The 26,970-nt window shown below is 55.8% G+C and carries 26 protein-coding genes; 17 read left to right on the forward strand and 9 right to left on the reverse strand.

Annotated elements, in window-relative coordinates; genetic code table 11:
* The first annotated feature begins 101 nt into the window (after nt 1-101).
* Nucleotides 102-2,123: an oxidoreductase gene (locus tag ACTJJI_RS15015; RefSeq protein WP_440654657.1), complete on the forward strand. Its 2,022-nt coding sequence runs from the start codon at nt 102-104 to the stop codon at nt 2,121-2,123.
* Here the strand turns inward: ACTJJI_RS15015 and rlmG are convergent.
* On the reverse strand, nt 2,120-3,256 hold the full coding sequence (rlmG, locus tag ACTJJI_RS15020) for a 23S rRNA (guanine(1835)-N(2))-methyltransferase RlmG (protein ID WP_063427161.1): 1,137 nt from the start codon (nt 3,254-3,256) through the stop codon (nt 2,120-2,122). The two genes, ACTJJI_RS15015 and rlmG, sit on opposite strands and share 4 nt — an antisense overlap.
* 85 nt (nt 3,257-3,341) lie before the next feature.
* Between rlmG and ACTJJI_RS15025 the strand changes: the two genes are divergently transcribed.
* The 4 genes from ACTJJI_RS15025 (at nt 3,342) to sstT (ending at nt 7,584) form a co-directional block, all read left to right on the forward strand.
* Entirely contained in the window at nt 3,342-3,845 is a 504-nt protein-coding gene (locus ACTJJI_RS15025; protein WP_013098855.1) for a YgjP-like metallopeptidase domain-containing protein, read from the forward strand.
* 70 nt (nt 3,846-3,915) lie between these two features.
* Nucleotides 3,916-4,914: a Gfo/Idh/MocA family protein gene (locus ACTJJI_RS15030; protein WP_046887357.1), complete on the forward strand. Its 999-nt coding sequence runs from the start codon at nt 3,916-3,918 to the stop codon at nt 4,912-4,914.
* 252 nt (nt 4,915-5,166) lie between these two features.
* Nucleotides 5,167-6,132, forward strand: coding sequence for a TerC family protein (locus ACTJJI_RS15035; protein WP_046887356.1), 966 nt, complete (start codon nt 5,167-5,169; stop codon nt 6,130-6,132).
* 210 nt (nt 6,133-6,342) lie between these two features.
* Nucleotides 6,343-7,584 (forward strand): serine/threonine transporter SstT, encoded by a 1,242-nt coding sequence (gene sstT, locus ACTJJI_RS15040; RefSeq protein ID WP_050859766.1) that lies wholly within the window; start codon nt 6,343-6,345, stop codon nt 7,582-7,584.
* Between the two features lie 92 nt (nt 7,585-7,676).
* On the opposite strand, the gene ACTJJI_RS15045 is transcribed toward sstT, so the two are convergent.
* Both ACTJJI_RS15045 and uxaC read right to left on the reverse strand, forming a co-directional pair.
* Nucleotides 7,677-9,164 (reverse strand): UxaA family hydrolase, encoded by a 1,488-nt coding sequence (locus tag ACTJJI_RS15045; protein WP_014833386.1) that lies wholly within the window; start codon nt 9,162-9,164, stop codon nt 7,677-7,679.
* Between the two features lie 17 nt (nt 9,165-9,181).
* On the reverse strand, nt 9,182-10,594 hold the full coding sequence (uxaC, locus tag ACTJJI_RS15050; RefSeq protein ID WP_014833387.1) for a glucuronate isomerase: 1,413 nt from the start codon (nt 10,592-10,594) through the stop codon (nt 9,182-9,184).
* Nucleotides 10,595-11,068: 474 nt separating this feature from the next.
* Between uxaC and ACTJJI_RS15055 the strand changes: the two genes are divergently transcribed.
* The 11 genes from ACTJJI_RS15055 (at nt 11,069) to ACTJJI_RS15105 (ending at nt 18,417) form a co-directional block, all read left to right on the forward strand.
* On the forward strand, nt 11,069-12,367 hold the full coding sequence (locus ACTJJI_RS15055) for an MFS transporter (RefSeq protein WP_063427168.1): 1,299 nt from the start codon (nt 11,069-11,071) through the stop codon (nt 12,365-12,367).
* Between the two features lie 141 nt (nt 12,368-12,508).
* Nucleotides 12,509-13,285 carry a transcriptional regulator ExuR gene (gene exuR, locus ACTJJI_RS15060; RefSeq protein ID WP_440654662.1) on the forward strand — a complete coding sequence of 259 codons (777 nt, stop codon included), beginning with the start codon at nt 12,509-12,511 and terminating at the stop codon, nt 13,283-13,285.
* 343 nt (nt 13,286-13,628) lie between these two features.
* Entirely contained in the window at nt 13,629-14,291 is a 663-nt protein-coding gene (gene yqjA / locus ACTJJI_RS15065) for a DedA family general envelope maintenance protein YqjA (protein WP_014833390.1), read from the forward strand.
* Between the two features lie 2 nt (nt 14,292-14,293).
* Nucleotides 14,294-14,677: an EnvZ/OmpR regulon moderator MzrA gene (mzrA, locus tag ACTJJI_RS15070; RefSeq protein ID WP_047361235.1), complete on the forward strand. Its 384-nt coding sequence runs from the start codon at nt 14,294-14,296 to the stop codon at nt 14,675-14,677.
* A 142-nt stretch (nt 14,678-14,819) separates the two neighbouring features.
* Complete coding sequence (locus ACTJJI_RS15075) at nt 14,820-15,188, forward strand: DUF1090 domain-containing protein (RefSeq protein WP_440654665.1); 369 nt, start codon at nt 14,820-14,822, stop codon at nt 15,186-15,188.
* Between the two features lie 29 nt (nt 15,189-15,217).
* A complete protein-coding gene (locus ACTJJI_RS15080; RefSeq protein WP_014833393.1) occupies nt 15,218-15,523 on the forward strand; it encodes a DUF883 family protein in 306 nt (101 codons plus the stop codon).
* A gap of 1 nt (nt 15,524) precedes the next feature.
* A complete protein-coding gene (locus ACTJJI_RS15085; protein WP_013098867.1) occupies nt 15,525-15,923 on the forward strand; it encodes a phage holin family protein in 399 nt (132 codons plus the stop codon).
* Nucleotides 15,920-16,216 (forward strand): YqjK-like family protein, encoded by a 297-nt coding sequence (locus tag ACTJJI_RS15090; RefSeq protein WP_013098868.1) that lies wholly within the window; start codon nt 15,920-15,922, stop codon nt 16,214-16,216. The genes ACTJJI_RS15085 and ACTJJI_RS15090 overlap by 4 nt, the downstream gene beginning before the upstream one ends.
* 278 nt (nt 16,217-16,494) lie before the next feature.
* Complete coding sequence (locus ACTJJI_RS15095; RefSeq protein ID WP_014833394.1) at nt 16,495-16,887, forward strand: DoxX family protein; 393 nt, start codon at nt 16,495-16,497, stop codon at nt 16,885-16,887.
* Between the two features lie 72 nt (nt 16,888-16,959).
* Nucleotides 16,960-17,946 carry a glutathione S-transferase family protein gene (locus tag ACTJJI_RS15100; protein WP_014833395.1) on the forward strand — a complete coding sequence of 329 codons (987 nt, stop codon included), beginning with the start codon at nt 16,960-16,962 and terminating at the stop codon, nt 17,944-17,946.
* 105 nt (nt 17,947-18,051) lie between these two features.
* Entirely contained in the window at nt 18,052-18,417 is a 366-nt protein-coding gene (locus tag ACTJJI_RS15105; protein ID WP_014833396.1) for a DUF805 domain-containing protein, read from the forward strand.
* Between the two features lie 41 nt (nt 18,418-18,458).
* On the opposite strand, the gene ACTJJI_RS15110 is transcribed toward ACTJJI_RS15105, so the two are convergent.
* The gene (locus ACTJJI_RS15110; protein ID WP_014833397.1) at nt 18,459-19,361 is read right to left on the reverse strand and encodes a LysR family transcriptional regulator; all 903 of its coding nucleotides are present in this window, start codon (nt 19,359-19,361) and stop codon (nt 18,459-18,461) included.
* A 104-nt stretch (nt 19,362-19,465) separates the two neighbouring features.
* Between ACTJJI_RS15110 and ACTJJI_RS15115 the strand changes: the two genes are divergently transcribed.
* Nucleotides 19,466-20,167, forward strand: coding sequence for a pirin family protein (locus ACTJJI_RS15115; RefSeq protein ID WP_013098873.1), 702 nt, complete (start codon nt 19,466-19,468; stop codon nt 20,165-20,167).
* Between the two features lie 313 nt (nt 20,168-20,480).
* On the opposite strand, the gene ACTJJI_RS15120 is transcribed toward ACTJJI_RS15115, so the two are convergent.
* The 5 genes from ACTJJI_RS15120 to tdcB all read right to left on the reverse strand — a co-directional run bounded on the left by ACTJJI_RS15120 (nt 20,481) and on the right by tdcB (nt 26,923).
* A complete protein-coding gene (locus ACTJJI_RS15120; RefSeq protein WP_014833398.1) occupies nt 20,481-20,891 on the reverse strand; it encodes a Spy/CpxP family protein refolding chaperone in 411 nt (136 codons plus the stop codon).
* Between the two features lie 152 nt (nt 20,892-21,043).
* Nucleotides 21,044-23,338, reverse strand: coding sequence for a formate C-acetyltransferase (gene pflB, locus ACTJJI_RS15125; RefSeq protein WP_440654670.1), 2,295 nt, complete (start codon nt 23,336-23,338; stop codon nt 21,044-21,046).
* A 15-nt stretch (nt 23,339-23,353) separates the two neighbouring features.
* Nucleotides 23,354-24,562 (reverse strand): propionate kinase, encoded by a 1,209-nt coding sequence (gene tdcD, locus ACTJJI_RS15130; RefSeq protein ID WP_440654672.1) that lies wholly within the window; start codon nt 24,560-24,562, stop codon nt 23,354-23,356.
* Nucleotides 24,563-24,592: 30 nt separating this feature from the next.
* Entirely contained in the window at nt 24,593-25,924 is a 1,332-nt protein-coding gene (gene tdcC, locus ACTJJI_RS15135) for a threonine/serine transporter TdcC (protein ID WP_096927617.1), read from the reverse strand.
* 9 nt (nt 25,925-25,933) lie between these two features.
* A complete protein-coding gene (gene tdcB / locus ACTJJI_RS15140) occupies nt 25,934-26,923 on the reverse strand; it encodes a bifunctional threonine ammonia-lyase/L-serine ammonia-lyase TdcB (RefSeq protein ID WP_047361524.1) in 990 nt (329 codons plus the stop codon).
* Nucleotides 26,924-26,970 lie beyond the last annotated feature (47 nt).

The raw sequence follows: 26,970 nt of genomic DNA on the forward strand, positions 1-26,970 counted from the left end.
CCCATCACAATCACTGCATTCCCCTTTTCCCTTTTACTTCCTGCTGGCTAAATTAGTAACTCATCCGACCACATAACAATAATTTTACACTGGAAGAGACTATGAGCCGCTACCCGTCGTTATTCGCCCCCCTCGATCTGGGGTTCACAACGCTCAAAAACCGCGTGTTGATGGGCTCAATGCATACCGGGCTGGAGGAGCATCCGGACGGGGCCGAGCGTCTGGCGGCCTTCTATGCCGAACGCGCACGCCACGGGGTGGCGCTGATCGTCACCGGGGGTGTGGCTCCAGCGCCCTCAGGGGTGGGGATGGAAGGCGGAGCGGTACTTAACGATGTATCACAGCTGCCGCACCACCGCATTGTGACCGATGCCGTTCACAATGAAGGCGGGAAAATTGCCCTGCAAATCCTGCATACCGGGCGTTATAGCTATCAGCCGCATCTGGTTGCGCCGTCGGCCATTCAGGCACCGATTAACCGCTTCAAACCGCATGCCCTTAGCCACGATGAAGTGCTGGCGCTGATTGACGACTTCGCCCGCTGTGCGGCGCTGGCGCGTGAAGCGGGCTATGACGGCGTCGAGGTGATGGGCTCCGAGGGCTATCTGATTAACGAATTCCTCGCGGCCCGCACGAACCAGCGTGACGACGAATGGGGCGGCGATTATGCGCGACGCATGCGCTTTGGCGTCGAAGTGGTACGCGCCGTGCGTGAACGTGCGGGCGCTGACTTTATTATTATCTTCCGCCTGTCGATGCTGGATTTGGTGGAAGGTGGCGGGACGTTTGACGAGACCGTCCAGCTGGCGCAGGCGATTGAAGCCGCCGGTGCCACCCTCATCAATACCGGGATTGGCTGGCACGAGGCGCGTATCCCGACTATCGCCACGCCTGTACCGCGCGCCGCCTTCACCTGGGTTACGCGCAAGCTGAAAGGCAAAGTGTCTGTTCCGCTGGTGACCACTAACCGTATTAACGATCCGCAGGTGGCGGATGATGTCATCGCACGTGGCGATGCCGATATGGTGTCGATGGCGCGTCCGTTCCTGGCGGATGCTGAGGTGCTCTCCAAAGCGCAAAGCGGGCGGGCGGATGAGATCAACACCTGCATCGGCTGTAACCAGGCCTGTCTGGATCAGATCTTCGTCGGGAAAGTGACCTCCTGCCTGGTTAACCCCCGCGCCTGCCATGAAACCAAAATGCCGGTGCTCCCGGTAGACAAATCAAAACGCCTGGCCGTTGTCGGGGCGGGCCCTGCGGGACTGGCGTTTGCAATAAATGCGGCGTCGCGCGGGCACAGCGTGACGCTGTACGATGCCGCTGGCGAGATTGGCGGGCAGTTTAATATTGCCAAACAGATCCCCGGCAAAGAGGAGTTCTATGAAACGCTGCGCTATTACCGCCGGATGATCGCGCTAACGGGTGTGGATCTGCGGCTCAACCAGTGGGTGAGCGCGCCAGATCTTGTGGATTACGACGAGGTGATCCTGGCGAGCGGGATCGCCCCGCGCACGCCTGCGATCGAGGGCATCGATCATCCTAAAGTACTGAGCTATCTCGATGTGCTGCGCGATAAAGCGCCGGTTGGGGAAAACGTGGCCATTATCGGCTGCGGTGGGATTGGCTTTGATACCGCCATGTATTTAAGCCAGCCGGGCGAGGCCACCAGCCAGAACATCGCCGAGTTTTGCGTGGAATGGGGCATCGACACCAGCCTGAGCCAGTCCGGCGGCCTGCGCCCGGAAGGGCCACAGCTGCCGAAAAGCCCACGGCAGATCGTGATGCTGCAGCGCAAAGCGAGTAAGCCGGGTGAAGGACTGGGGAAAACAACCGGCTGGATCCACCGCGCCACCCTGCTCTCGCGCGGCGTGAAGATGATCCCGGCGGTGAGCTACCAAAAGATCGACGATGACGGCCTGCACGTCACGATCGGCGGTGAGCCGCAGCTGCTGCGTGTGGATCATGTCATTCTGTGTGCCGGGCAGGAGCCGAAGCGGGATCTGGCGGATCCACTGCGTGAGGCGGGTAAAACGGTGCATTTAATCGGCGGGTGCGATGTGGCGATGGAGCTGGATGCGCGGCGGGCCATTGCGCAGGGCACCCAGCTTGCACTGGTTATTTAGCGACGACGCCCCAGCTTCACCGCTTTCAAGACCACAAACTTGTTATTGGTGGCGATGGTGACGCAGTTACCGAAAATTTTCTTCAGCTTGTGGAAGTAGTCCAGGTGACGGTTGGCCACGATATACAGCTCGCCGTTGATTTTCAGGCAGCGGCGCGCATGGTGGAACATCTCCCACGCGACGTTATCCGTCAGGGCATGCTTCTGGTGGAACGGTGGGTTGCAGAACACGGCGTTGAAGCGGAAAGGTTCTACGCCGGACAGCGCGTTATTGATCATAAACTCGCAGCGATCCAGCGCCTCTGGCATGTTGGTTTCCACGTTCAGACGGCTCGACGCCACCGCCATTGGCGATTCGTCGCTAAAGACCACGCTGGCTTGTGGGTTCTTTGCCAGCAGCGTCAGGCCAATCACGCCGTTACCGCAGCCGAGATCCACAATCTCCCCTTCCAGATTTTCCGGCAGATGTTCAATAAAGAAACGTGCGCCGATATCCAGGCCAGTGCGTGAGAAGACATTCGCGTGGTTGTGGATGGTCCAGTCGGTGCCTTCCATCTTCCAGCTCAGCGTCTCTGGCGCGTCAGCCAGTTCCGGCGCGCTGAAGGTACAGTTGATCAGGCGCGCTTTTTTCCAGGCCAGCGTCGTGGTGGTCGGGCCCAGCACTTTCTCGAACAGCTCCAGCGTTGAGGTGTGAATATCACGCGCCTTCGCACCTGCGATGATGCGCGTCTCTGGCGTGACGACCTTACGTAATGCACGCAGCTGCTGCTCCAGCAACGCCATGGTTTTTGGCACTTTAATCAGCACCACGCCCGGCGCCTGCGGGTAGTCTGCGGTGCTGTCGAGGAACTTCACGCTGGCTTCGTCGAGATCGTTGTGACGCAGGTTTTCACGCGTCGCCAGCTCGCTTAAGTATGAATCGCCAATGCTGTAAGGCGTGTGTGCCGCCAGGGCGCAGCCCAGCGCTCCGAAGGCATCATTCAGGATCAGAACCGGGCCGCGAATTTCAGTGTCATCCAACTGTTGCAGCAGATATTCATCCGCCGCTTCCCACGCCTGAAGCGGGTTAACGTCGTCCGTCTCCGGGAAACGTTTAAGGTTGAGTGAACGGAAACCGTTGTCTAAGTGGCTCATCGGCCCTCCTGAATGGTAAAATTTCGGCGTTATCCCTGAAAAGGGTGCGTGAGTATACCCGTTTTCAACTTATTTTGGGGTTTTGATGAACCAGCTGACTTATCTCCAGGGCTACCCGGAGCATCTGCTCTCCCAGGTACGCACGTTAATTGCCGAGCAAAAGCTGGGGGCGGTGCTGGAAAAACGCTATCCCGGCACGCACGATGTCGCGACCGATAAAGCCCTCTGGCAGTATACGCAGGATCTCAAAAACCGGTATCTGAAGAGCGCGCCGCCGATCAATAAAGTGATGTACGACAACAAGATCCACGTGCTGAAAAATGCGCTCGGCCTGCACACCGCCATCTCCCGCGTGCAGGGCGGCAAGCTGAAAGCGAAAGCCGAGATCCGCGTCGCCACCGTCTTTCGCAACGCACCGGAAGCCTTTCTGCGAATGATCGTGGTACACGAGCTGGCGCACCTCAAAGAGAAAGAGCATGACAAGGCGTTCTACTCCCTGTGCTGCCACATGGAGCCGCAGTACCATCAGCTGGAGTTTGATACCCGCTTGTGGCTTACGCATTTATCGTTAAAGAGTAATGCGCAGTAGCGCACTGGTTTTGCAACAATCACGTGCTACAGTGGCTAAAGGTTCCCCGCTACGGAGTACGTAAACGTTTATGATACGTTTCGCAGTCATTGGTACGAACTGGATCACGCGCCAGTTCGTCGACGCCGCCCACGAAACCGGCAAATTTAAGCTCACCGCAGTCTATTCCCGCAGCCCTGAACAGGCGCAGGCTTTCGCGAATGATTACCTGGTTGAACATCTGTTCACCTCGCTTGATGAGATGGCGCAAAGCGACGCGATTGACGCGGTCTACATCGCCAGCCCGAACGCCCTGCACTTCCCGCAAACCCGGCTTTTCCTCAGCCATAAAAAACATGTCATTTGCGAGAAGCCGTTGGCGTCGAATATTCAGGAAGTCGAAGCGGCGATTCAGTGCGCCCGCGACAACCAGGTGGTGCTGTTCGAAGCGTTTAAAACCGCCAGTCTGCCGAATTTCCTGCTGTTACAGCAGTCTTTGCCGAAGATTGGCAAAGTGCGCAAAGCCTTTATTAACTACTGCCAGTACTCGTCACGCTACCAGCGTTATCTGGACGGCGAGAACCCGAATACCTTTAATCCGGCCTTCTCAAACGGCTCGATTATGGATATTGGTTTCTATTGCCTGGCTTCTGCGGTTGCCCTGTGGGGCGAGCCGCACGGCGTTACGGCCACTGCCAGCCTGCTGGAGAGCGGCGTGGATGCACACGGTGTCGTGGTGCTGGATTACGGTGATTTCAGCGTCACGCTGCAGCACTCCAAAGTGAGTGACTCCGTCCTGCCAAGTGAAATTCAGGGTGAAAACGGCTCGCTGGTTATCGAAAAGATCTCCGAATGCCAGAAGCTGAGCTTTGTGCCCCGCGGCGGTAAAGCGCAGGAGCTGACGCAGCCTCAGCATATTAACACTATGCTCTATGAGGCAGAGGTCTTCGCCCGACTGGTGGAAGACAACGAGGTGAATCACCCCGGGCTTGCGGTAAGCCGCACCACGGCCAAACTGCAAACGGAAATCCGTCGCCAGACCGGCGTGGTTTTCCCGGCAGACGGCGTGAGCGCAGACGCTATCGCGTAAAGCTGTGTAATGAATGACTGTGGACCATTGACGAAACTGATGGTCTGACATATTTTGTTACGAGCAAAGGGGAGTAACTTCCTTGCCGGTGGATCGTCATTACGATGCGTGCAAAACCGCATCCGGTCGCCGGGCAACCCTTGTGGTTGTAAGTGAGACCTTGCCGGAAGGCGAGGTCTATGCATAAAAAGCTAACGGCTATCGTCTTCTGACCATAGCCGTTTTTGTTTTTTTATGTGTAAGGAAAATAGTATGCATTCTGTCGGCACTCCAATGTTGTGGGGCGGATTCGCGGTTGTCGTGCTTATCATGCTGGCGATCGACCTCTTTTTGCAGGGCCGTCGCGGCGAGCACGGCATGAGCGTCAAGCAAGCCGCCGTCTGGTCGCTGGTGTGGGTATCCCTCTCTCTGCTCTTCTGCGCCGCCTTCTGGTGGTATCTGGCCTCGACCGAAGGCCGTGCGGTGGCCGATCCTCAGGCACTCGCCTTCCTCACCGGTTATCTGATTGAAAAAGCGCTGGCGGTGGATAACGTCTTCGTCTGGCTGATGCTGTTCAGCTACTTTGCCGTGCCTGCTGCCCTGCAGCGTCGTGTGCTGGTTTACGGCGTGCTGGGGGCGATCGTTCTGCGTACCATTATGATCTTCGCCGGAAGCTGGCTGATTACCCAGTTCGAATGGCTGCTGTACGTCTTTGGCGCGTTCCTGCTGTTCACCGGGATCAAGATGGCGCTGGCGAAGGAAGACGAAACCGGCATTGGCGAAAAGCCGCTGGTGAAGTGGATCCGTGGACACCTGCGCATGACCGACAAGATCGAGAGCGAGCACTTCTTTGTTCGTCAGAACGGCCTGCTGTTTGCCACCCCGCTGCTGCTGGTGCTGATTCTGGTTGAGCTGAGCGATGTGATCTTCGCCGTGGACAGTATCCCGGCTATCTTCGCCGTCACCACTGACCCGTTCATCGTGCTGACCTCAAACCTGTTCGCGATTCTCGGTCTGCGTGCGATGTACTTCCTGCTGGCAGGCGCGGCTGAGCGCTTCTCAATGCTGAAGTACGGTCTGTCGGTGATCCTGGTATTCATCGGTATCAAGATGCTGATTGTCGATTTCTACCATATCCCGATCGCCATCTCGCTCGGCGTGGTGTTTGGCATTCTGCTGGTGACGCTGATTATCAATACCTGGGTTAACCGCCAGAACGATAAAAAGCAGCAGGCATAGTGCGTTTTGCCGGGTGGCGCTGCGCCACCCGGCACTTTCTTTAAACAATAGTTAAAAAACATGACGCAACACGTAAAATCCAGCATTTTACGCTTCCGCCTTTCCTCGCTTTCCCTGATACTCAACCAGGCAAACAAATACTTACATCCGGACATAAATGTGCCTTAGAGCACAGCCAGGATGGAACGCAATTTCACTCAGGAATAACGTATGAGCACACAATCACGCGGTCTGTTCGCGCGCCTGGCGCAGGGCAGCCTTGTAAAACAAATTCTGGTCGGGCTGGTACTGGGTATTCTGCTGGCAATGGTGTCAAAACCTGCTGCGGAAGCCACGGGACTGCTTGGAACCCTTTTCGTTGGCGCACTGAAAGCCGTGGCACCGGTACTGGTTCTGATGCTGGTCATGGCGTCGATTGCCAACCACCAGCACGGACAAAAAACTAACATTCGCCCGATTCTGTTCCTGTATCTGCTGGGAACCTTCTCCGCTGCCTTAACCGCCGTGGTATTTAGCTTCCTGTTCCCGTCCACGCTGCATCTGACCAGCGCGGCCGGTGATATCACGCCGCCATCGGGGATTGTGGAAGTGCTTCGCGGTTTGTTGATGAGCATGGTCTCCAACCCAATCACCGCGCTGATGAGCGGAAACTACATTGGTATCCTGGTCTGGGCGATTGGTCTGGGCTTCGCGCTGCGTCATGGTAATGAGACCACGAAAAACCTGGTTAACGATGTCTCGAACGCCGTGACGTTCATGGTGAAGCTGGTGATTCGTTTTGCGCCAATCGGGATCTTCGGTCTGGTCTCTTCCACGCTGGCAACCACCGGTTTTGACGCGCTGTGGGGCTACGCACAGTTACTGGTCGTGCTGGTAGGCTGTATGCTGCTGGTGGCGCTGGTGATCAACCCGCTGCTGGTGTTCTGGCAGATCCGCCGCAACCCGTATCCACTGGTGCTGACCTGCCTGCGTGAAAGCGGCGTGTATGCCTTCTTTACCCGCAGCTCTGCAGCCAACATTCCGGTTAACATGGCGCTGGCTGAAAAGCTGAACCTCGATCGCGACACCTACTCCGTGTCGATCCCGCTGGGCGCCACCGTGAACATGGCGGGTGCGGCAATCACCATTACCGTGCTGACTCTGGCGGCCGTGCATACGCTGGGTATTCCGGTGGATCTGCCTACGGCGCTGCTGCTGAGCGTGGTGGCATCACTGTGTGCGTGCGGTGCATCCGGCGTGGCGGGCGGTTCTCTGCTGCTGATCCCGCTGGCGTGCAATATGTTCGGTATCCCGAATGAAATTGCCATGCAGGTTGTTGCTGTCGGCTTTATCATCGGCGTGCTGCAGGATTCCTGTGAAACGGCGCTGAACTCCTCTACCGACGTGCTGTTCACCGCTGCGGCCTGTCAGGCGGAAGACGCGCGTTTAGCGAAGAACGCCCTGCGAGGTTAACAGCAAAACGGCAACCCTGAGGTTGCCGTTTTTAGTGTTTGTACCCTCTCCCCGTGGGAGAGGGTCAGGGTGAGGGCACCAGCCCGTACCGATTACAGCGTCACCCCACTCTTAAAGATCGCCAGCTCGCGGAAGTCGTTCTTCTCGTTACAGGTCTGTTTGCCGTTGGCAAACGCTACGATAGTATCCACAAACTCCGTCAGCAGCTGCGGCATCGCTTTGCCGTGAATGAGCTGACCGGCATCGAAGTCGATCCAGTGCTTTTTCTTCGCCGCCAGTTCACTGTTGGTGGCAATTTTGACCGTCGGGACAAACCCACCGTACGGCGTACCGCGGCCGGTACTGAACAGCACCATATGGCAGCCAGCCCCGGCAAGTGCACTGGTGGCAACCGCGTCGTTACCCGGGGCGCTCAGCAGATTAAGTCCGTGCGTTTTCAGGCGTTCGCCATAGCGCAGGACATCCACCACCTGGCTGGCCCCTGCTTTCTGCGTACAGCCCAGTGACTTCTCTTCAAGCGTGGTGATCCCGCCCGCTTTGTTGCCCGGAGACGGGTTTTCATAAATCGGCTGGTTGTGGGCAATGAAGTACTGTTTGAAATCATTCACCATGGTGACCGTTTTCTCAAACGTCGCTTCATCACGGCAGTGGCTCATCAGGATACGCTCAGCACCGAACATCTCCGGCACTTCTGTCAGCACGGTGGTACCGCCGTTGGCAATCACATAGTCTGAGAAGCGCCCCAGCATGGGGTTCGCGGTGATGCCGGAAAGACCGTCCGAGCCGCCGCATTCCAGACCAAACTTAAGCTCGCTCAGTTTGCCCGGCTCGCGTTTGTCGTGACGCATCACCTCATACAGCTGATGCAGTTGCTCAACGCCCGCTTCCACTTCATCGTCCTGATGCTGACACACCATAAAGTGCACACGGTCAGGGTCAAACTCGCCCAGCGTCTCCCGGAAGGCATCCACCTGGTTGTTCTCGCAGCCCAGGCCAATCACCAGCACCGCCCCCGCGTTCGGATGACGCACCATATTTTGCAGCATGGTACGGGTGTTAATATGGTCATCACCCAGCTGCGAACAGCCGTAGGTGTGGCTGAACAGATGCACGCCGTCAGTGCCTTCGGCATCATGGGTCTCTTTCAGAAAACGCGTCTGGATTTGACGCGCGATCCCGTTCACACAACCGACGGTCGGGAGGATCCACAGTTCGTTGCGGATCCCCACGTCACCGTTGGCGCGGCGGTAGATCTGTACCTCACGATCCGCCGCCTGCTTTTCTTCCGGGTGGAAATCAGGTTGATAGCTGTACTCGTCCAGATCGCTCAGATTGGTGCGGGTATTGTGGGAGTGGATGTATTCACCCGGCGCAATATCCTCCAGCGCATGGCCAATCGGTAAACCGTACTTCACCACGTTCTCCCCTTTCGCAATGGGGAGCAGGGCAAACTTATGCCCACGTCCAATGGCCTGACGTAACGTAACCGACTGATTATCGAAAGTGACGTCCGTTCCTTCGGTCAGATCCGCCAGCGCAACGGCGACGTTATCCAGCGAATGGATTTTGATGTATTGCATATCAACCTCAAACGGCCTTAGTTCAGTTCAATGGCGAAGTAGTCACGCGCATTGTTGAAGCAGATGTTTCTCACCATTTCACCCAGCAGCTGGATATCTGCCGGTGCTTCGCCTGCGTGCACCCAGCGGCCAATCATCTGGCAGAGAATGCGACGGAAATACTCGTGGCGGGTATAGGAGAGGAAACTGCGACTGTCGGTCAGCATCCCCACAAAGCGGCTCAACAGGCCCAGCTGTGCCAGCTGCGTCATTTGACGCTCCATGCCATCTTTCTGGTCATTGAACCACCAGCCGGAGCCGAACTGCATCTTGCCTGGCATCCCTTCGCCCTGGAAGTTGCCAATCATGGTGCCCAGCACTTCGTTATCGCGCGGGTTCAGGCAGTAGAGAATGGTTTTTGGCAGCAGATTTTGCTCGTTCTGCTTACTCAGCAGTTTAGAGAGCGCTTCGGCCAGCGGACGGTCGTTGATGGAGTCAAAGCCCACGTCCGCGCCCAGCAGTTTGAACTGACGCTGGTTGTTATTACGCAGCGCGCCAATGTGGTACTGCTGTACCCAGCCGCGACGGGCATATTCTGCACCGAGGAACACCAGTACCGCAGTTTTGAACTGGGCGACTTCATGCTCGCTCAGGGATTCGCCGGAGAGACGGCGCGCCAGGATGCTATCCAGCTCGGCTTCGTTAGACTCCGCAAACAGCACCACATCCAGGGCGTGGTCAGAGACTTTACACCCGTGCGCGGCAAAATGGTCCAGACGTTTGGTCAGCGCGGTCTGCAGATCGGCGAAACGACGAATGTCGGTGTCGGAGACTTCAGCCAGCTTCGCCATATAGTCGCTAAACGTATCGAGTTCAATGTTAAACGCTTTATCCGGACGCCAGCTTGGCAGCACTTTGATATCAAACGCGGTATCTTTCGCAATAACCGCGTGGTGCTCCAGCGAGTCGATTGGATCGTCCGTGGTACCCACCATTTTCACGTTCATCTGCTTCATGATGCCGCGCGCGGAGAAGTTATCCTGTGCCAGCAAGTCGTTGCACTGCTCCCAGATCTCATCCGCCGTGGCCGGTGAAAGCAGCTTGCCGGTAATGCCAAACGGACGGCGCAGTTCGAGGTGCGTCCAGTGATAGAGCGGATTACCGATGGTCTGCGGCACGGTAGCCGCCCAGGCGTCAAATTTCTCGCGGTCGCTTGCGTCGCCAGTACACAGGCGCTCCGGGACACCGTTAGTGCGCATGGCGCGCCATTTATAGTGATCACCCTTCAGCCAGATGTCATACAGGTTTTTGAAACGGTAATTTTCGGCTACCTGCTGCGGCGGTAAATGGCAGTGGTAGTCGAAAATGGGCTGGTCTTTTGCGTAGTCGTGGTACAGGCGGCGAGCAAATTCAGTGTCTAACAGAAAATCGTCGGTCATAAACGGTGTCATTATCGTCTTCCTCGTAACGGGAGCGGCAGAAAGCTTATGTTCAGATGCTGCAAAGTTATCACACCAATTTCCAGAGCCCGAAGTTTTTTTCGTGAGTTGGATCAATAAACCCGGACAAAAAAATTACCCCAAATGAGGTAAACCCTCCTCCAGACCGCGCCAGCACTGGCTTTACCTGCGCCAGATAATGTCCCCACAAAGAATCATACATTTGTGATGTCACTCACCTTTTAAAGTTGTATGACAAGTTATCTTTTCGCCGTCGCAAACACGCAGCTGACGGAATGCATTACCGGTGGCAGACATCGGATTTAACGGTACGGAAACCGACTTATGCACGCTTACTTATGGCAAGATTCGGGCCGTTCCGGGACGTTCTCCCGGTTACGCCCCTCCCGTTACACAGCCCTCCCCGAAACCGGTTGAGAGGTTGCCGTGCCCCGGCACGGAAATAACATAACGATGAGGTTTTAGATGCGTAAAATTAAAGGGTTACGTTGGTATATGATCGCACTGGTGACGCTGGGCACCGTGCTGGGTTACCTGACGCGTAACACCGTGGCAGCCGCCGCGCCCACGTTGATGGAAGAGCTGCACATCTCCACGCAGCAATACTCCTACATCATTGCCGCTTACTCCGCGGCTTACACCATCATGCAGCCTGTTGCCGGCTATGTGCTGGACATTCTCGGGACCAAAATCGGTTATGCCTTCTTCGCCATTGCCTGGGCGGTATTCTGCGGGGCAACAGCGCTGGCAGGGAGCTGGGGTGGCCTGGCGCTGGCACGCGGCGCGGTAGGTGCGGCGGAAGCGGCGATGATCCCCGCAGGGCTGAAAGCCAGCTCTGAGTGGTTCCCGGCAAAAGAGCGTTCCATTGCGGTCGGTTACTTCAACGTCGGTTCGTCCATCGGGGCGATGATTGCCCCCCCGCTGGTGGTGTGGGCCATTGTGATGCACAGCTGGCAGATGGCGTTCATTATCTCTGGCGTACTGAGCTTTGCCTGGGCTATGGCGTGGCTGGTGTTCTATAAACACCCACGCGATCAGAAAAAACTCTCTGAAGAAGAGCGCGAGTACATCATTGGTGGTCAGGAAGCACAGCATCAGACCAACAACGGCAAAAAAATGTCCGTCTGGCAGATCCTGGGAACCCGTCAGTTCTGGGGGATCGCCCTGCCACGCTTCCTGGCTGAGCCGGCCTGGGGCACCTTTAACGCCTGGATCCCGCTGTTCATGTTCAAGGTCTATGGCTTTAACCTGAAAGAGATCGCCATGTTCGCCTGGATGCCGATGCTGTTCGCAGACCTGGGCTGTATTGTGGGGGGTTACCTGCCGCCGCTGTTCCAGCGCTGGTTTGGCGTGAATCTGATCGTTTCCCGCAAAATGGTGGTGACGATGGGCGCGGTGCTGATGATTGGCCCAGGCATGATCGGTCTCTTCACCAGTCCGTATGTGGCTATTGCCCTGCTGTGTATCGGTGGCTTTGCTCACCAGTCGCTGTCCGGTGCGCTGATTACGCTCTCGTCTGACGTTTTCGGGCGTAACGAAGTGGCGACGGCCAACGGCCTGACCGGGATGGCCGCCTGGACCGCAAGTACCCTGTTCGCGCTGGTGGTCGGTGCGCTGGCGGACACGATTGGTTTCAGCCCGCTGTTCGCGGTACTGGCTATCTTCGACCTGATGGGTGCGGTCGTTATCTGGACGGTGCTGAAAAGCAAATCAGCGGACGAACTGGCGAAAGAGTCGCTTGGGGGACCGGCAACACAGAGTTAGCATTGCTGTGCCGGGTGGCGCTACGCTTACCCGACCTTCAAAACCAGCCGCCGCCGGGCGGCTTTTTTCATGGTGAAATCTGGAGAGTGGTGCGCAAAAGTGGTATAACAAATCATCCGCCGTACCCTGCCTGGAGCGCATATGGAAATCACCGAACCACGTCGTTTATATCAACAACTTGCTGCCGAGCTGAAAGATCGCATCGAGCAAGGTGTCTATCTTGTCGGTGACAAACTCCCCGCTGAGCGCTTCATTGCCGATGAAAAGAGCGTGAGCCGCACCGTGGTGCGTGAAGCGATCATCATGCTGGAAGTGGAAGGTTACGTTGAGGTTCGCAAAGGCTCTGGCATTCATGTGATTTCGAATCAGCCTAAACACTCTCCTGTGGCGGACGAAAGTCTGGAATTTGCCAGCTATGGTCCGTTTGAGCTGCTCCAGGCCCGCCAGCTCATTGAAAGCAACATTGCGGAATTTGCGGCAACCCAGGTGACCAAACAGGACATCATGAAACTGATGGAGATCCAGGAGAACGCCCGCAAGGAAAAATGTTTCCGCGATTCGGAGTGGGATCTGCAGTTCCACGTTCAGGTTGCCCTGGCGACGCAAAATATCGCGCTGGCCGCAATTGTAGAAAAAATGTGGACTCAGCGCGTTCACAACCCGTACTGGAAAAAACTGCACGATCATATCGATTCTCGAACGGTGGATAACTGGTGTGACGATCACGACCAAATCCTCAAGGCGCTGATTCGTAAAGATCCCCATGCCGCGAAACTTGCCATGTGGCAGCACCTGGAGAACACCAAGCAGATGTTGTTCAATGAGACCAGTGACGACTTTGAATTTAACGCTGACCGCTATCTTTTTGCGGATAATCCGGTCGTTCATCTCGATACCGCCTCAAGTCAGGCAAAATAGACTCCCTTTCTGCTGGCAGGCGCTTCGCTGCGCCTTCCGGCGCTGATGGGTAAGCAAAACATATATAGTGTCAGCCTTTGTAAATCCCCTCGCTCACTTCCAGGGCTTACGCCAAAATCATCACACCCTGCAAATTCTGTGACGCAGAACGTTGGGCTTTGTTACAATTGGATTCAATTGCTTATTTTGTAAGTTAGTGCTTGCTAACCAGCCAATTAACAGGGAACAGTGTTGGCCACACCGCAATGTGTCCGCGAGCGACCATAATGAAATCACAACAATGTCGCCGTGCTGTTTGTCCCGGATAACAGGCGTGACGTTAACCGATTTCCAGGAACACTGAATGGAACTTTTGACCCAACTACTGAATGCCCTCTGGGCTCAGGATTTCGAAACGCTGGCCAACCCTTCCATGATTGGCATGCTCTATTTTGTCTTGTTTATGATCCTGTTCCTTGAGAACGGTCTGCTGCCTGCGGCCTTTTTGCCAGGCGACAGTTTGCTGGTGCTGGTCGGCGTGCTGTGCGCTAAAGGGGCGATGGCATTCCCGCAAACTATTTTGTTACTGACCGTCGCCGCCAGCCTCGGCTGCTGGGTGAGCTACATCCAGGGACGATGGCTTGGCAATACGCGACTCGTGCAGAACTGGCTCTCTCATCTTCCCGCCCATTACCATCAGCGGGCGCACCATCTTTTCCATAAGCACGGACTTTCGGCACTGCTGATTGGCCGTTTTATCGCCTTTGTGCGTACCCTGCTGCCAACCATCGCAGGTCTTTCAGGGCTCAGCAGCGCGCGCTTCCAGTTCTTTAACTGGATGAGCGGCTTGTTGTGGGTGCTGATCCTCACCACGCTGGGCTATGCGCTGGGTAAAACGCCGGTCTTTATGAAGTATGAAGATCAACTGATGTCATGCCTGATGCTGCTGCCTGTCGTTCTGCTGGTCTTCGGCCTGATTGGTTCGTTGGTTGTCCTGTGGAAGAAAAAATACGGAGCCAGGAGCTAGCAATGGTTATCTCAGCGCTCTCCCTGCGTCGTTGTGCGTATGCCCTGACCGTGCTGGTGCTAATTAGCGCCATGCTTCTGGTCTGGAGCGCGCTTTCGCATCAGGAGTCTACGCTGGCCATTCGCCCGGTGAATCAGGGTGCCAGCGTGCCTGATGGTTTCTCTGTCTGGCATCATCTGGATGCCAACGGGATCCGCTTTAAAAGCATTACGCCGCAAAATGATGTGTTACTGATCAAGTTTGACTCCCGTGCGCAGAGCGCGGCCGCGAAAGTGGTTCTCGACCGCACGCTGCCCCATGGATATATCATTGCTCAGCAGGACGATGACAGCCAGCCTGCGTCCTGGTTGTCGCTGATTCGCGATACGTCGCATCGATTTGGATAATTACCAGGATTCCGAATCTTTTCACTTACTTTGGTGAATCCCCCGTTTACTTACTATGCTTAAGTACGCGGAGCACCCCTCAGATGTTCTCCGCTTAGTCTGGATAGCGGCGTATGCCGCAACACAATGGAAGGTTTCGATAATGAAATTCCGCATTACTCTGGCTCTGGCCCTTTTATCTTTAAGCACTGCATCCTTCGCTAACTCTCTCTGTCAGGAGAAAGAGCAGGATATTAAGCGTGAGATCGGTTATGCCGAAAAGCACAACAATCAGCATCGTGTTGAGGGTCTGAAAAAAGCGCTGAGTGAAGTCAAAGCTAACTGTTCGGACAGCAAACTGCGTGCCGATCACCAGAAAAAAATCGCTGAACAGAAGGACGAAATAGCCGAGCGCCGTCGCGACCTGCAGGAAGCGAAAGAGAAAGGGGATGCGGAAAAAATTACCAAGCGCGAGAGAAAGCTGAAAGAAGCGCAGGACGACCTGAAAGCGCTGGAAGCTCGCGATTATTGAGTTAACGGAAATCTCAACAGGAGAAAATCATGTCAAAAGATACGACGTCTGAACATCTGCGCGCTGAACTGAAATCCCTGGCTGACACCCTTGAAGAGGTGCTGAACTCCTCCGCAGATAAGTCAAAAGAAGAGGTCAGCAAACTGCGCAGTAAAGCGGAGCAAGCGCTGAAAGAGAGCCGTCATCGTCTGGGTGAAACCGGTGATGCGCTGGCGAAACAGACCCGTGAAGCCGCCGCTCGCGCCGACGAATATGTACGCGATAATCCGTGGACGGGTGTCGGTATTGGTGCCGCAGTCGGTGTGGTACTGGGTGTTCTGCTGACGCGTCGTTGATATGGAAGATCCTCGTCACGCACAAGGGCCTGCTAACAACGTCCTCGGCATCGGCCAGCGTATTTTAACGACGCTGGTCGGGATTGCCGAAACGCGCGTCCGGCTGGCAGTGGTAGAACTGGAAGAGGAGAAAGCCAACCTCTTCCAGATGCTGCTGATGCTCGGGCTGACCATGCTCTTCGCCGCGTTTGGTCTGATGAGCCTGATGGTATTAATCATCTGGGCTATCGACCCGCAATATCGACTTAACGCGATGATTGCCACCACCGTCGTTTTGCTGGTTGCGGCACTGATTGGCGGTATCTGGACGATGCGCAAAGCGCGTAAGTCCACTTTCCTGCGCCATACGCGCCAGGAGCTGGCGAACGATCGCGCTCTGCTGGAGGATGACAAGCCGTGAGCGATAAAGCCGAACGTGAAAAGCGAAAAGCCTTTCTGTTAAGTCAGATCCAGCAGCAACGGCTGGATCTGTCTGCCAGCCGTCGCGACTGGATTGACGCGACGCGTCGGTTTGACCGTGGCTGGAACACCTTCCTGAGCCTCCGTTCCTGGGCTCTGGTCGGCAGCAGTGTGATGGCTATCTGGACGATCCGTCATCCGAATATGCTGATCCGTTGGGCCCGACGCGGCTTTGGTGCCTGGAGTGCCTGGCGCCTGGTGAAAGCAACGATTCGCCAGCAGCAGCTTCGCTAGCCTTCTCGCCGGGTGGCGGCGTCGAGGTAAAAGTAAAACGGTAACTCAGGTTACCGTTTTTTGTTTTTGCGCCCTCTCCCTGTGGGAGAGGGCTGGGGTGAAAGCACTAGCTCACCTGCCCTTACTCAATATCTTTGATAAAGATTGACAGTTTTCCTTGCTAACAATCGCCCACCGTCACGTTTATGATGCTCTCCATCGACAGCAAAGACGCGGTATCTAACCGAATTTGCAGACAAATAATGATCAGCCACTAATGTGGTTTCCTGGAGAGTAAAATGAAAAAATTAGAAGATGTTGGTGTACTGGTAGCACGTATTCTGATGCCAATTCTGTTCATCGTTGCAGGTTGGGGCAAAATCACCGGTTATGCGGGTACCCAGCAATACATGGAAGCCATGGGCGTTCCGGGATTCCTGCTGCCACTGACCATTCTGCTTGAGTTCGGCGGCGGCCTGGCAGTACTGTTCGGCTTCCTGACCCGCACCACGGCACTGTTTACCGCGGGCTTCACCCTGCTGACGGCGTTCATCTTCCACAGCAACTTTGCTGAAGGTGTGAACTCCCTGATGTTCATGAAAAACCTGACCATCGCGGGTGGCTTCCTGCTGCTGGCTATCACCGGCCCGGGCGCATACAGCATCGACCGCGTTCTGAATAAGAAATGGTAAGCACGCTATACTGAATGAACACAAAGCGAGGAGACCTCTCCTCGCTTTTGCTATCTGACGGAGGAGAAAAAAATGGGACAACTCGTAGACGGCGTCTGGCAGGATGTCTGGTATGACACCAAATCCACCGGTGGACGCTTCAAGCGCTCTGTTTCGGCCTTCCGTAACTGGCTCACCGCCGATGGCGCACCCGGCCCCAGTGGCGAGGGTGGCTTTGCCCCCGAGAAAGATCGGTATCACCTTTATGTTTCCCTCGCCTGCCCGTGGGCACACCGCACGCTGATTGTGCGCAAGCTGAAAGGCCTCGAATCCTTAATTCCGGTGTCGGTTGTGAACCCGCTGATGCTGGAAAACGGCTGGACCTTCGACAGTGATTTCCCTGCTGCGACGGGTGATGACCTTTACCATCATGACTTCCTCTACCAGCTTTATCTGCGTGCGGACCCGCACTACACCGGGCGCGTCACCGTACCGGTTCTGTGGGACAAGAAAAACCAGACGATTGTCAGCAATGAGTCTGCGGAGATCATCCGCATGTTCAACACCGCCTTCGATGCCCATGGCGCGCGCGCCGGTGATTACTATCCGGTTGAGCTGCGAGACAAAATCGATGAGCTGAACAGCTGGATTTACGACAACGTTAACAATGGCGTTTACAAGGCCGGTTTTGCCACCAGCCAGGAAGCCTACGACGAAGCGGTCGGGAAAGTCTTTGAATCTCTTGAGCGTCTGGAGCAGATCCTCGGCCAGCACCGCTACCTGACGGGCGATCGTCTGACGGAAGCGGATATCCGCCTGTGGACGACGCTGGTTCGCTTTGATCCGGTGTATGTTACTCACTTCAAGTGCGACAAACATCGCATCAGCGATTATCTGAACCTGTATGGTTTCCTGCGCGACATCTACCAGATGCCGGGAATTGCCGAAACGGTCGATTTTGACCATATTCGTACCCACTATTTCCGCAGCCACAAAACCATTAACCCGACGGGTATTATCTCTATCGGGCCGTGGCAGGATCTAAATGAACCCCACGGGCGCGACGTTCGTTTTGGATAAATATCGAGGGCATCGTGAGATGCCCTTTTTTAATTCACAATCTGCATCTATCCTTACCTCGATCGCTTAGAAAACAAGTGATTGACTGATAAAAGAGGCAAGGAAATGGATTGGTATTTAAACGTACTGCGCAACTACATTGGATTTGGTGGCCGCGCGCGCCGCAAAGAGTACTGGATGTTCATTCTGGTGAACTTCATCCTCGCTCTGGTGCTGAGCATCGTGGATAAAATTCTGGGCTGGGAGTGGGCGAGCGGGGAAGGCGTCCTTACATCGATTTATGCCATCTTTATTCTGCTGCCGTCGTGGGCCGTCCAGTTCCGCCGGCTTCACGACACGGATCGTTCCGCCTGGTGGTTACTGCTGCTGTTGATCCCGGTAGTGGGGTGGATCGTGATTTTAATCTTCAACTGTCAGAGCGGGACACCGGGCGAAAACCGCTTTGGTCCGGATCCTAAGATCGGCGCGTAACTTTATGCCCGATGGCGCTTACGCACATCGGGCTTACACTTTTACTTGTTGTGATGCGCAAAGAGCTTTGGAATTTCGCGCAAACACCACGATTTGGCTTCGCCCATGCTGTCGCGACGCCACGCCATAATGATATCCACTTCGCTGGTATATTCCGGGCTGACAACGCGCAGACGCCCTTCAGCAATATCCTTTTCAACAAACGGATACGGCATGGTCGCCACGCCCAGTCCGGCCAGCAATGCCTGGCGCTTATCTTCCAGAGAGGTTACCGTCAGACGCGGCTGTTTATCCAGCAACTGTACCGTTAACACCGGACGCTCACGCGCGGTATCCGCGACCGCCACGCCGCGATACTTCACACGCGTCACTTCAGAAAGCGGCTCCGCCTCCTGGTGAATCGGGTGATTGGGTGCGGCGACGTAGACGTTCATCACGCTGTAGAGTTTGCGGGAGTTGATTTCAGACGATGACCGGAAGTGCATATCCGGCGCAATGACGATATCCGCCCTGCCCGTCTCCAGACGCTCCCACGCGCCTGCCAGCACCTCAGTGATGATTGAGAGCTGCGTGTTCGCTTTGTCTGCCAGCCTGTCCACCAGCGGGAACAGCGCCTCGGTAGGCACCAGAGCCTCAGTGACCAGCGTCAGATGGGTTTCCCAGCCGCGCGCCAGCGCCTCGGCATCGGTTGTCAGTTTATCGGCCGCTTCCAGCAGTACGCGACCGCGCTCCAGCAGCATCCGCCCAACGTTAGTGAATTTTGTTCGATGACCGGAGCGGTCAAAGAGTACCACGTCCAGCTCTTCCTCCAGCTTCTGCATGGTATAGCTGAGCGCAGACGGAACGCGCCCCAGTTCATCTGCCGCGGCGGCAAAGCTGCCGCGCCTGTCAATCGCGTCCATGACGCGAAGCGCCTCAAGCGTCAATGCTCTCTCTTTAGCCATCTCGTTCTCATTCAGGAAATTTGAACATACCCGGCAGAATATCTGGCTAACAATGAAGCGTCCATACCTTTACCATTGTTTTAGTGTAAAGAGAGGTCAAGTTTATGATTACGACAAGAACAGCTAAACAGTGCGGACAAGCCGATTTCGGTTGGCTGCAGGCCCGCTACACCTTTTCCTTTGGACACTACTTTGACCCTAAACTCCTCGGTTACGCTTCATTGCGCGTGTTAAATCAGGAAGTACTCGCCCCGGGCGCCTCCTTCCAGCCGCGTACGTATCCGAAAGTCGATATCCTGAACCTGATCCTGGAAGGCGAGGCAGAATACCGCGATAGCGAGGGCAATCATGTCCAGGCAAAGGCTGGCGAAGCGTTATTAATTTCCACGCAGCCGGGCATCAGCTACAGCGAGCATAACCTCAGCAAAGACAAAACGCTGACCCGCATGCAGCTGTGGCTGGATGCCTGCCCTGAGCGGGAAAATCCGCTGGTGCAAAAAATCGATCTGCAGAGCGAAAAGCAACAGCTGATCGCTTCTCCGGACGGGAGCAAAGGCAGCCTGCAACTGCGTCAGCAGGTGTGGCTGCACCATATCGAACTGAAGAAAGGTGAACAGGCGAGCTTCCAGCTTCATGGCCCGCGCGCCTATCTGCAATCGATTCACGGTACGGTGCATGCGGTAACGCACACGGAAGAGAAAGAGGCGCTCACCTGCGGCGACGGGGCGTTTATTCGTGATGAAGCGAATATTACGCTGGTGGCCGATACGCCGCTGCGTGCGCTGCTGATTGATTTGCCGGTTTAAAGAATGCCCTCACCTACAGGGCTGAGGGATCCCCACAAAATAATGCGTGCACAAACGGCCCCCTCTCCCTTGAGGGAGAGGGCTGGGGTGAGGGGGAACATACGGCTCTGGTGGTCATTCCGTTCACTTTACGTTGATTGCTACTCTGTAACGACGAAACCTGTGAACGTGTCAGGGCGACTCAGTCGCCACCGCCCTGACGACCCGGGCTCCCGGCCAGAAGGAAATGCCTCAGCGATTTACAGCCGGACCAGGGCATCGCTGTAATTGCTTAATTCTACAGTTAAATGTTAATCGCTTTTGAATGTAAAGATCACTCTGCCAGCGCGTTAGCCATATCCGTTCTGATCTGCTTACGCTGTTCCGGTGTCAATACCTGGCTAACGTCGAAGTAATATTTCACGCGGTAATAACGGGTCTGCTCTTCAATTTTGCTGAAGGCGGTAAGCTGGCTTTTCACCGTGCTTTCGTCCCATTTACCCGCCTGGAACATGTCGATCAGCGCACCGTCCTTCACGCCCGTCATTGGGATCTTGCTGACATTTTGTTCCAGCTGCTGATGCAGATCGTCAATCTTTTTAACCTGCTCATTGCTGAGCTTCAGGTGCTGTACCAGCGGATCCTGCGATGGAGAAGGGGCTGCCTCAACGTTCGCGGCCTGCGCGGTAAAGCTGCACACCGCCAACGACGCTGCAACCAAAGCAATACGGGCCATTTTCATCATCTTACTGTCCTTACATTTTGTTATGGGGAAAAGCAGGAACATTGTTTTTCAAGAGCGGATGAATATGTGTGAGTAATTATATAAACAATTTTGTATGTTTAGCGGGCAAAAAAATGCCCCCTGCGTTGAGGGGGCATGAGACCTGAATGTCGTCAGATTGATTGCGTAAATGTTCGCGAAATCACATCCTGCTGCTGCTCGCGCGTCAGGGCATTAAAGCGCACCGCATACCCCGAAACGCGGATCGTCAGGTTCGGGTAATTTTCCGGGTGCTCAATGGCATCCAGCAGCATTTCCCGGTTCATGACGTTGACGTTCAGATGCTGCCCGCCCTCGATGGCTGTTTCGTGGTGGAAATACCCGTCCAGAAGCCCCACAAGGTTAGTTTTGCGCACCAGCTCGTCCTTGCCCAGCGCCTGCGGCACGATGGAGAAGGTGTAAGAGATCCCGTCCTTGGCGTAGGTGAACGGCAACTTGGCGACCGAGGTTAACGATGCCACCGCCCCTTTTCTGTCACGTCCGTGCATTGGGTTGGCACCCGGCGCAAACGGCGTGCCGCCCCGGCGTCCGTCTGGCGTGTTGCCGGTCTTCTGGCCGTACACTACGTTCGAGGTGATGGTCAGGATCGACTGGGTAGGCACCGCGTTACGATAGGTTGGCAGCGCCTGAATTTTTTTCATAAAGCGCTCCACCAGGTCGCAGGCGATGCTGTCCACGCGGTCGTCGTTGTTGCCGTACTGCGGATAGTCCCCTTCAATGACGAAATCGACCGCCAGACCGGTATGGTCGCGCACCGGTTTCACCGTGGCGTATTTAATGGCCGACAGGGAATCCGCCGCCACTGACAGCCCGGCAATGCCGCAGGCCATGGTGCGATAGACGTCCCGGTCGTGCAGCGCCATCAGCGAGGCTTCGTAGCTGTACTTATCATGCATGTAGTGAATGAGATTCAGCGCGCTGATGTACTGTACCGCCAGCCAGTTCATAAAGTGATCCAGGCTCGCCATCACGGTGTCGTAGTCCAGCACCTCGTCCAGCAGCGGCGCAGTTTTCGGCCCGACCTGGATCTTCAGCTTCTCATCCACCCCGCCGTTGATCGCATACAGCAACGTTTTCGCCAGGTTGGCGCGGGCGCCAAAGAACTGCATCTGCTTGCCGATCACCATCGGGCTGACGCAGCAGGCAATGGCGTAGTCGTCGCTGTTGAAGTCCGCACGCATCAGGTCGTCGTTCTCATACTGCAGCGACGAGGTGACAATCGAGACCTGCGCGGCGTATTTCTTGAACGCGATCGGCAGTTGTTCAGACCACAGGATCGTCAGGTTTGGCTCTGGCGCAGGCCCCATGGTGTGCAGCGTGTGCAGATAGCGGAAGCTGTTTTTGGTCACCAGCGTGCGGCCATCCAGCCCCATTCCACCGATCACCTCCGTCGCCCAGATCGGATCGCCAGAGAAGAGCGTGTCGAACTCCGGCGTACGCAGGAAACGCACCATGCGGATCTTCATGATGAAGTGGTCGATCAGCTCCTGGGCCTGTACCTCGCTCAGGCGCCCGGCCTGCATGTCGCGCTCAATGTAGATATCGAGGAATGACGCGGTGCGCCCCAGCGACATCGCCCCACCGTTCTGGGATTTCACCGCCGCAAGGTAGGCAAAGTACAGCCACTGCACCGCTTCCTGGGCGTTTATCGCCGGACGCGAGATATCAAAGCCATAGTTCGCCGCCATCTGCTGGATCTGCAGCAGCGCGCGCTTATGCTCCGCGAGCTCTTCACGCAGGCGGATCGTGGCTTCCAGATCGTCACCGCGCTCCAGTTTCCCCTGCAGATCCGCAAACTGCAGTTCACGCTCGCGCACCAGATAAGCGATCCCGTACAGCGCCACGCGGCGATAGTCGCCGATGATGCGCCCGCGCCCGTAGCCGTCCGGCAAACCGGTCAGTACGCCCGATTTACGGCAGCGCATCATCTCCGGCGAGTAGACGTCAAACACGCCCTGGTTGTGGGTTTTGCGCAGGTCGGTAAACAGGTATTCGAACTGCGGATCCATCTCCCGACCATAGGCTTCGAACGAGCTGCGGATCATGTTGATCCCACCGTACGGGTGCAGGGCGCGCTTGAGCGGTTTATCGGTTTGCAGACCAACGATCGTCTCCAGATCCTGGTCGATGTAGCCCGGCCCGTGGGCCGTAATGGTGGTGGCAATGTTGGTGTCAAAATCCACCGGGGCGTGGGTGGCGTTCTCCTGGCGAATGCCGACCATTACCTTCTGCCACAGCGCCGTCGTTGCTGGCGTCGCCTGCGCGAGGAAAGCTTCATCGCTTTCATAAGGGGTGTAGTTATGCTGAATAAAATCGCGGACGTTGACGGCGTTTTTCCATTCTTCACCGCGAAACCCGGCCCATGCGTCGCTGTAGGGCGCGACGCCCGTATCGATTGTAACTTTCATGTGATTCTCGCTTTATCAGGCGTAAGCCGCAGCCGGGGTAACCTTCCCAAGACGGAGGGCGTCCAGCGCGATCATTTTTTCTTCATTGGTAGGGACAACCGCGCAGGCCACGCGGGACGTATCGGCGCTAATGATGCGTTCACCCGCGCTGCCAGGCAGGGCGTTGCGGGTCTCGTCGAGGATGATGCCAAAGACCTTGAGATGTTCTGCTACCAGCCTGCGGATGAGCGTAGAGTTCTCGCCAATCCCTCCGGTAAACACCACCCCGTCCAGACGATGCAGCGACGCCGCGTGCCCGGCGATATGCCGTGCAATGCGGTGCACAAAGGTGTTTATCGCCAGCTGCGCCCGCGGATTTCCCTCGCGCCAGGCGTTTTCCAGCGTCCTGAGATCGGCGGAAATCCCGGAGATCCCCAGCAAGCCGGACTCTTTGTTAACCACACGCTCCAGATCCTCGAACGACTGGCCGGTTTGCTGGGCAATCCACGCCATCGCACCAAAATCCACGTCGCCACAGCGCGTGCCCATCATCAGCCCTTCCAGCGGCGTCATTCCCATGGAGGTATCAACGCTTTTGCCATTACGAACCGCGCAAATCGACGCGCCATTCCCAAGGTGGGCAATCACTAACCCGCTGTCGTCCGGTGAAAGCCCGAGAAGCGCCTGCGCCTGCCCGGCAACGTAGTGGTGGGAAGTGCCGTGAAAACCGTAGCGCCGCACGCCCAGCTCCTCAAAGTAGCGGTACGGCAACCCGTACAGATACGCCTGCGGCGGCAGCGTCTGATGGAAACTGGTGTCAAACACCGCCACCTGCTGAACGTTCGGGAACAAGCGCTCTGCGGCTTCCACACCGCTTAAGTTGGCGTAGTTATGCAGTGGCGCCAGAGAGGAAACCTGGCGGATCTCGTTGATAACCTGCTCCGTGATAAGGGTCGACTCGCTGAAACGTTCGCCACCGTGAGCTATGCGGTGGCCAATTAAGGCCACGCTGCTCATCAGGTCACGCTTCTCCAGCTCCAGGGCGATGGCAGCCAGCGCCCCTTCGTAGTCGTGGTGAGCCAGTGTGGCTGGCTCACCCCCGTTCACGGAAATAAAGGCGTTTTCAGTATTGATACCGTCGGCAATGCCCGTCATCAGGGCATCGCAGCTGCTGGCATCGAGCACTGAAAACTTAACAGAGGACGATCCGCAGTTAATAACCAGTACAACCGGAAACTCAATCATGGTGTGACTCCGCTCTTCCTGAGCATTGATTTAGAATAGTTTGTAAACGATATTCAGGATGGTCAGCAAGCCGACAACGGTGACGAAGATGTTCTCGGGTCTGCCCTTATACTTCGCCATGGCCGGGGCTTTGCGGATGGCGTACATCGGCAGCAGACACAGCAGAGACGCGATGATGGGCGCGCCCATAGCCTCAATAAGGTCCAGAATGTTCGGGTTGGCATACGCGACGACCCAGGTGGACCCCATGATGAAGACCATGCTGATGGTGTTCAGTTTGCCCACCGAGACCTTCTTCTTATCGCCCTTGTAACCGAACTTCAGGATCAGGCCGTTAAGCCCTTCCAGCGTGCCCAGGTAGTGGCCGAAGAAAGATTTGAAGATTGCGACCAGCGCGATGATGGAGGCGCCGTATTCCAGCACCGTCGCAAACGTCGATTTGGTGCCTGACATCGACGCAAAATGGTTCGCCAGATAAGAGAGCACCGGAATGTTCTGCGCTTTGGCATCAGCCATGTTCTGCGGAGAGAGCGTAAACAGGCAGCTAAAGGCGAAGAACATCACCACGGCCACCATCAGCAGGCTGGCGCGGCCGATGATTTTGGAACATTTCTGTTCGGTAAACTCTTTCCCGAACTCCGGTTCGTACTCTTCGCGCTTGGAGACCACAAACGAGGAGACGATAGGCGAGAAGTTAAAGGAGAAGACCATGATGGAGATCCCCAGCCACACCGTCACCAGAATGCCGTCATGGCCGGTGAAGGCGATATCGCTCAGGTTGACCTGGTCGATCACCGCCGAGTTCCAGTAAGGGATCAGCGACAGGGAAATCAGCACCAGACTGGCGATAAACGGGAACACCAGAAAGCTCATGACCTTCACCATCAGATCTTTGCCAAACCAGATCACAAAGGCCATCAGCAGCAGCAGGAACAGCGCCACCACCCCGCGGTTCAGCGCCGGCAGCTGGAGCTGGTTTTCCCAGAAGGTCATAAAGGTGTTGGTAATGGTGACGCCGTAAATCCACAGCAGCGGGCAAATGGCGAAGAAGTAGAGGAAGGTGATGACCACTCCGCCTGTTTTACCAAAATGCTCCTCCACCGTTTCGGTGATATTGCCGGAAACGTTGCTACCGGACAGGCACAGACGCGCCAGCGCGCGGTGGCAGTAGAACGCAATCGGGAACGCGAGAAGCAGCATCAGCAGGATAGGGATCAAGCCGCCAAAACCTGCACGAATAGGGAAGAACAGCACGCCTGCGCCAATGGCGGTACCAAACAATCCCAGCGTCCAGGTGGTGTCTGACTTACGCCAGGAGGACGTTTTTGTCTGGCCAACGATAATGCTTTCAGTGTTGCTCATAGGTCATCCTTATGCGTCAACGAAGCCGGTAATTTGGGAAACACGGGAGAGATCGATATTGCCGCCGGAAATAATGCAGACGGTTTTGCGTCCCTGAATATAATGGTCGAGCTTGCCGCTTAATAACGCCGCACAGGCCAGCGCACCCGCCCCTTCAGTCACCACTTTATTGCGCTGTATTAACGCAATCATGCTGTTGCGAATGTCATCTTCACTAACCAGCACAATGTCATCGACTAATTCGCGAACAATTTCGAAGGTTAAATTTCCCGGACGAGAAACATCGCAACCGTCGGCTAATGTGCCGGTCACGCGATGGCTTGTTATTTCTCCAGCCTGATACGATGCCGCCATGCCGTGAACGTTTTCCGACTGCACGCCAATAATATTAATGGTCGGGTTAATCGATTTTATGGCCGTTGCGATGCCGGCAATTAACCCGCCACCGCCGATCGGCACAATGACGTTATCCACGTCGTATAAATCTTCGAGAATTTCGAGGCCGATCGTGCCCTGACCGGCGATCACTTTCGGGTCATCGTAAGGCGGGATAAAAATACGCCCTTCCATCTCAACGATTTCGCTCACTTTGGCGATCGTGTCGTTGAAGTTCTCGCCGTGCAGCACCACTTCTGCCGAGTAGTCACGCGTGGCGGCAACTTTGGATTTTGGCGCGCCCATCGGCATCACCACTTTGCCGTCGATGCCGAGCATGGCACAGGAAAGGGAGACGCCCTGCGCATGGTTTCCCGCAGAGCAGGCCACAACCCCTTTGCGCCTTTCAGCATCGGTCAGCGAGCTTAATTTGTTGAACGCGCCGCGAATTTTGAAGGAACCGGTACGCTGCATATTTTCAAACTTCAGAAAGATTTCACCCTTACAGCGTTCGCTGAGATAATTAGAGCGCGGCATACCGGTTTTATATATCTTTCCTGCCAGTCGTTTTCTGGCGTCCTGAATATCTTCAATGGTTACCGGGAGATCGTAGGTAATATGCATAATATCCTCGTTATAATAATTCATTCTTTTCGGGCAAAGTCAGGGTA

The organism is Enterobacter sp. 22466, from assembly GCF_052044775.1.
GTDB lineage: Bacteria > Pseudomonadota > Gammaproteobacteria > Enterobacterales > Enterobacteriaceae > Enterobacter > Enterobacter dissolvens.

Excerpts from the sequence above, each read along its gene's own strand:
- tdcC (WP_096927617.1), bottom strand. The coding sequence starts at position 25,924 with ATGAGCAACACTGAAAGCATTATCGTTGGCCAGACAAAAACGTCCTCC.
- ACTJJI_RS15110 (WP_014833397.1), bottom strand. The coding sequence starts at position 19,361 with ATGGCTAAAGAGAGAGCATTGACGCTTGAGGCGCTTCGCGTCATGGAC.
- tdcB (WP_047361524.1), bottom strand. The coding sequence starts at position 26,923 with ATGCATATTACCTACGATCTCCCGGTAACCATTGAAGATATTCAGGAC.
- ACTJJI_RS15045 (WP_014833386.1), bottom strand. The coding sequence starts at position 9,164 with ATGCAATACATCAAAATCCATTCGCTGGATAACGTCGCCGTTGCGCTG.
- pflB (WP_440654670.1), bottom strand. The coding sequence starts at position 23,338 with ATGAAAGTTACAATCGATACGGGCGTCGCGCCCTACAGCGACGCATGG.
- mzrA (WP_047361235.1), top strand. The coding sequence starts at position 14,294 with ATGGTTATCTCAGCGCTCTCCCTGCGTCGTTGTGCGTATGCCCTGACC.
- ACTJJI_RS15015 (WP_440654657.1), top strand. The coding sequence starts at position 102 with ATGAGCCGCTACCCGTCGTTATTCGCCCCCCTCGATCTGGGGTTCACA.
- ACTJJI_RS15080 (WP_014833393.1), top strand. The coding sequence starts at position 15,218 with ATGTCAAAAGATACGACGTCTGAACATCTGCGCGCTGAACTGAAATCC.
- ACTJJI_RS15075 (WP_440654665.1), top strand. The coding sequence starts at position 14,820 with ATGAAATTCCGCATTACTCTGGCTCTGGCCCTTTTATCTTTAAGCACT.
- rlmG (WP_063427161.1), bottom strand. The coding sequence starts at position 3,256 with ATGAGCCACTTAGACAACGGTTTCCGTTCACTCAACCTTAAACGTTTC.
- ACTJJI_RS15035 (WP_046887356.1), top strand. The coding sequence starts at position 5,167 with ATGCATTCTGTCGGCACTCCAATGTTGTGGGGCGGATTCGCGGTTGTC.
- exuR (WP_440654662.1), top strand. The coding sequence starts at position 12,509 with ATGGAAATCACCGAACCACGTCGTTTATATCAACAACTTGCTGCCGAG.
- ACTJJI_RS15030 (WP_046887357.1), top strand. The coding sequence starts at position 3,916 with ATGATACGTTTCGCAGTCATTGGTACGAACTGGATCACGCGCCAGTTC.
- uxaC (WP_014833387.1), bottom strand. The coding sequence starts at position 10,594 with ATGACACCGTTTATGACCGACGATTTTCTGTTAGACACTGAATTTGCT.
- tdcD (WP_440654672.1), bottom strand. The coding sequence starts at position 24,562 with ATGATTGAGTTTCCGGTTGTACTGGTTATTAACTGCGGATCGTCCTCT.
- ACTJJI_RS15095 (WP_014833394.1), top strand. The coding sequence starts at position 16,495 with ATGAAAAAATTAGAAGATGTTGGTGTACTGGTAGCACGTATTCTGATG.
- ACTJJI_RS15055 (WP_063427168.1), top strand. The coding sequence starts at position 11,069 with ATGCGTAAAATTAAAGGGTTACGTTGGTATATGATCGCACTGGTGACG.
- ACTJJI_RS15120 (WP_014833398.1), bottom strand. The coding sequence starts at position 20,891 with ATGATGAAAATGGCCCGTATTGCTTTGGTTGCAGCGTCGTTGGCGGTG.
- ACTJJI_RS15085 (WP_013098867.1), top strand. The coding sequence starts at position 15,525 with ATGGAAGATCCTCGTCACGCACAAGGGCCTGCTAACAACGTCCTCGGC.
- sstT (WP_050859766.1), top strand. The coding sequence starts at position 6,343 with ATGAGCACACAATCACGCGGTCTGTTCGCGCGCCTGGCGCAGGGCAGC.
- ACTJJI_RS15105 (WP_014833396.1), top strand. The coding sequence starts at position 18,052 with ATGGATTGGTATTTAAACGTACTGCGCAACTACATTGGATTTGGTGGC.
- ACTJJI_RS15100 (WP_014833395.1), top strand. The coding sequence starts at position 16,960 with ATGGGACAACTCGTAGACGGCGTCTGGCAGGATGTCTGGTATGACACC.
- yqjA (WP_014833390.1), top strand. The coding sequence starts at position 13,629 with ATGGAACTTTTGACCCAACTACTGAATGCCCTCTGGGCTCAGGATTTC.
- ACTJJI_RS15025 (WP_013098855.1), top strand. The coding sequence starts at position 3,342 with ATGAACCAGCTGACTTATCTCCAGGGCTACCCGGAGCATCTGCTCTCC.
- ACTJJI_RS15115 (WP_013098873.1), top strand. The coding sequence starts at position 19,466 with ATGATTACGACAAGAACAGCTAAACAGTGCGGACAAGCCGATTTCGGT.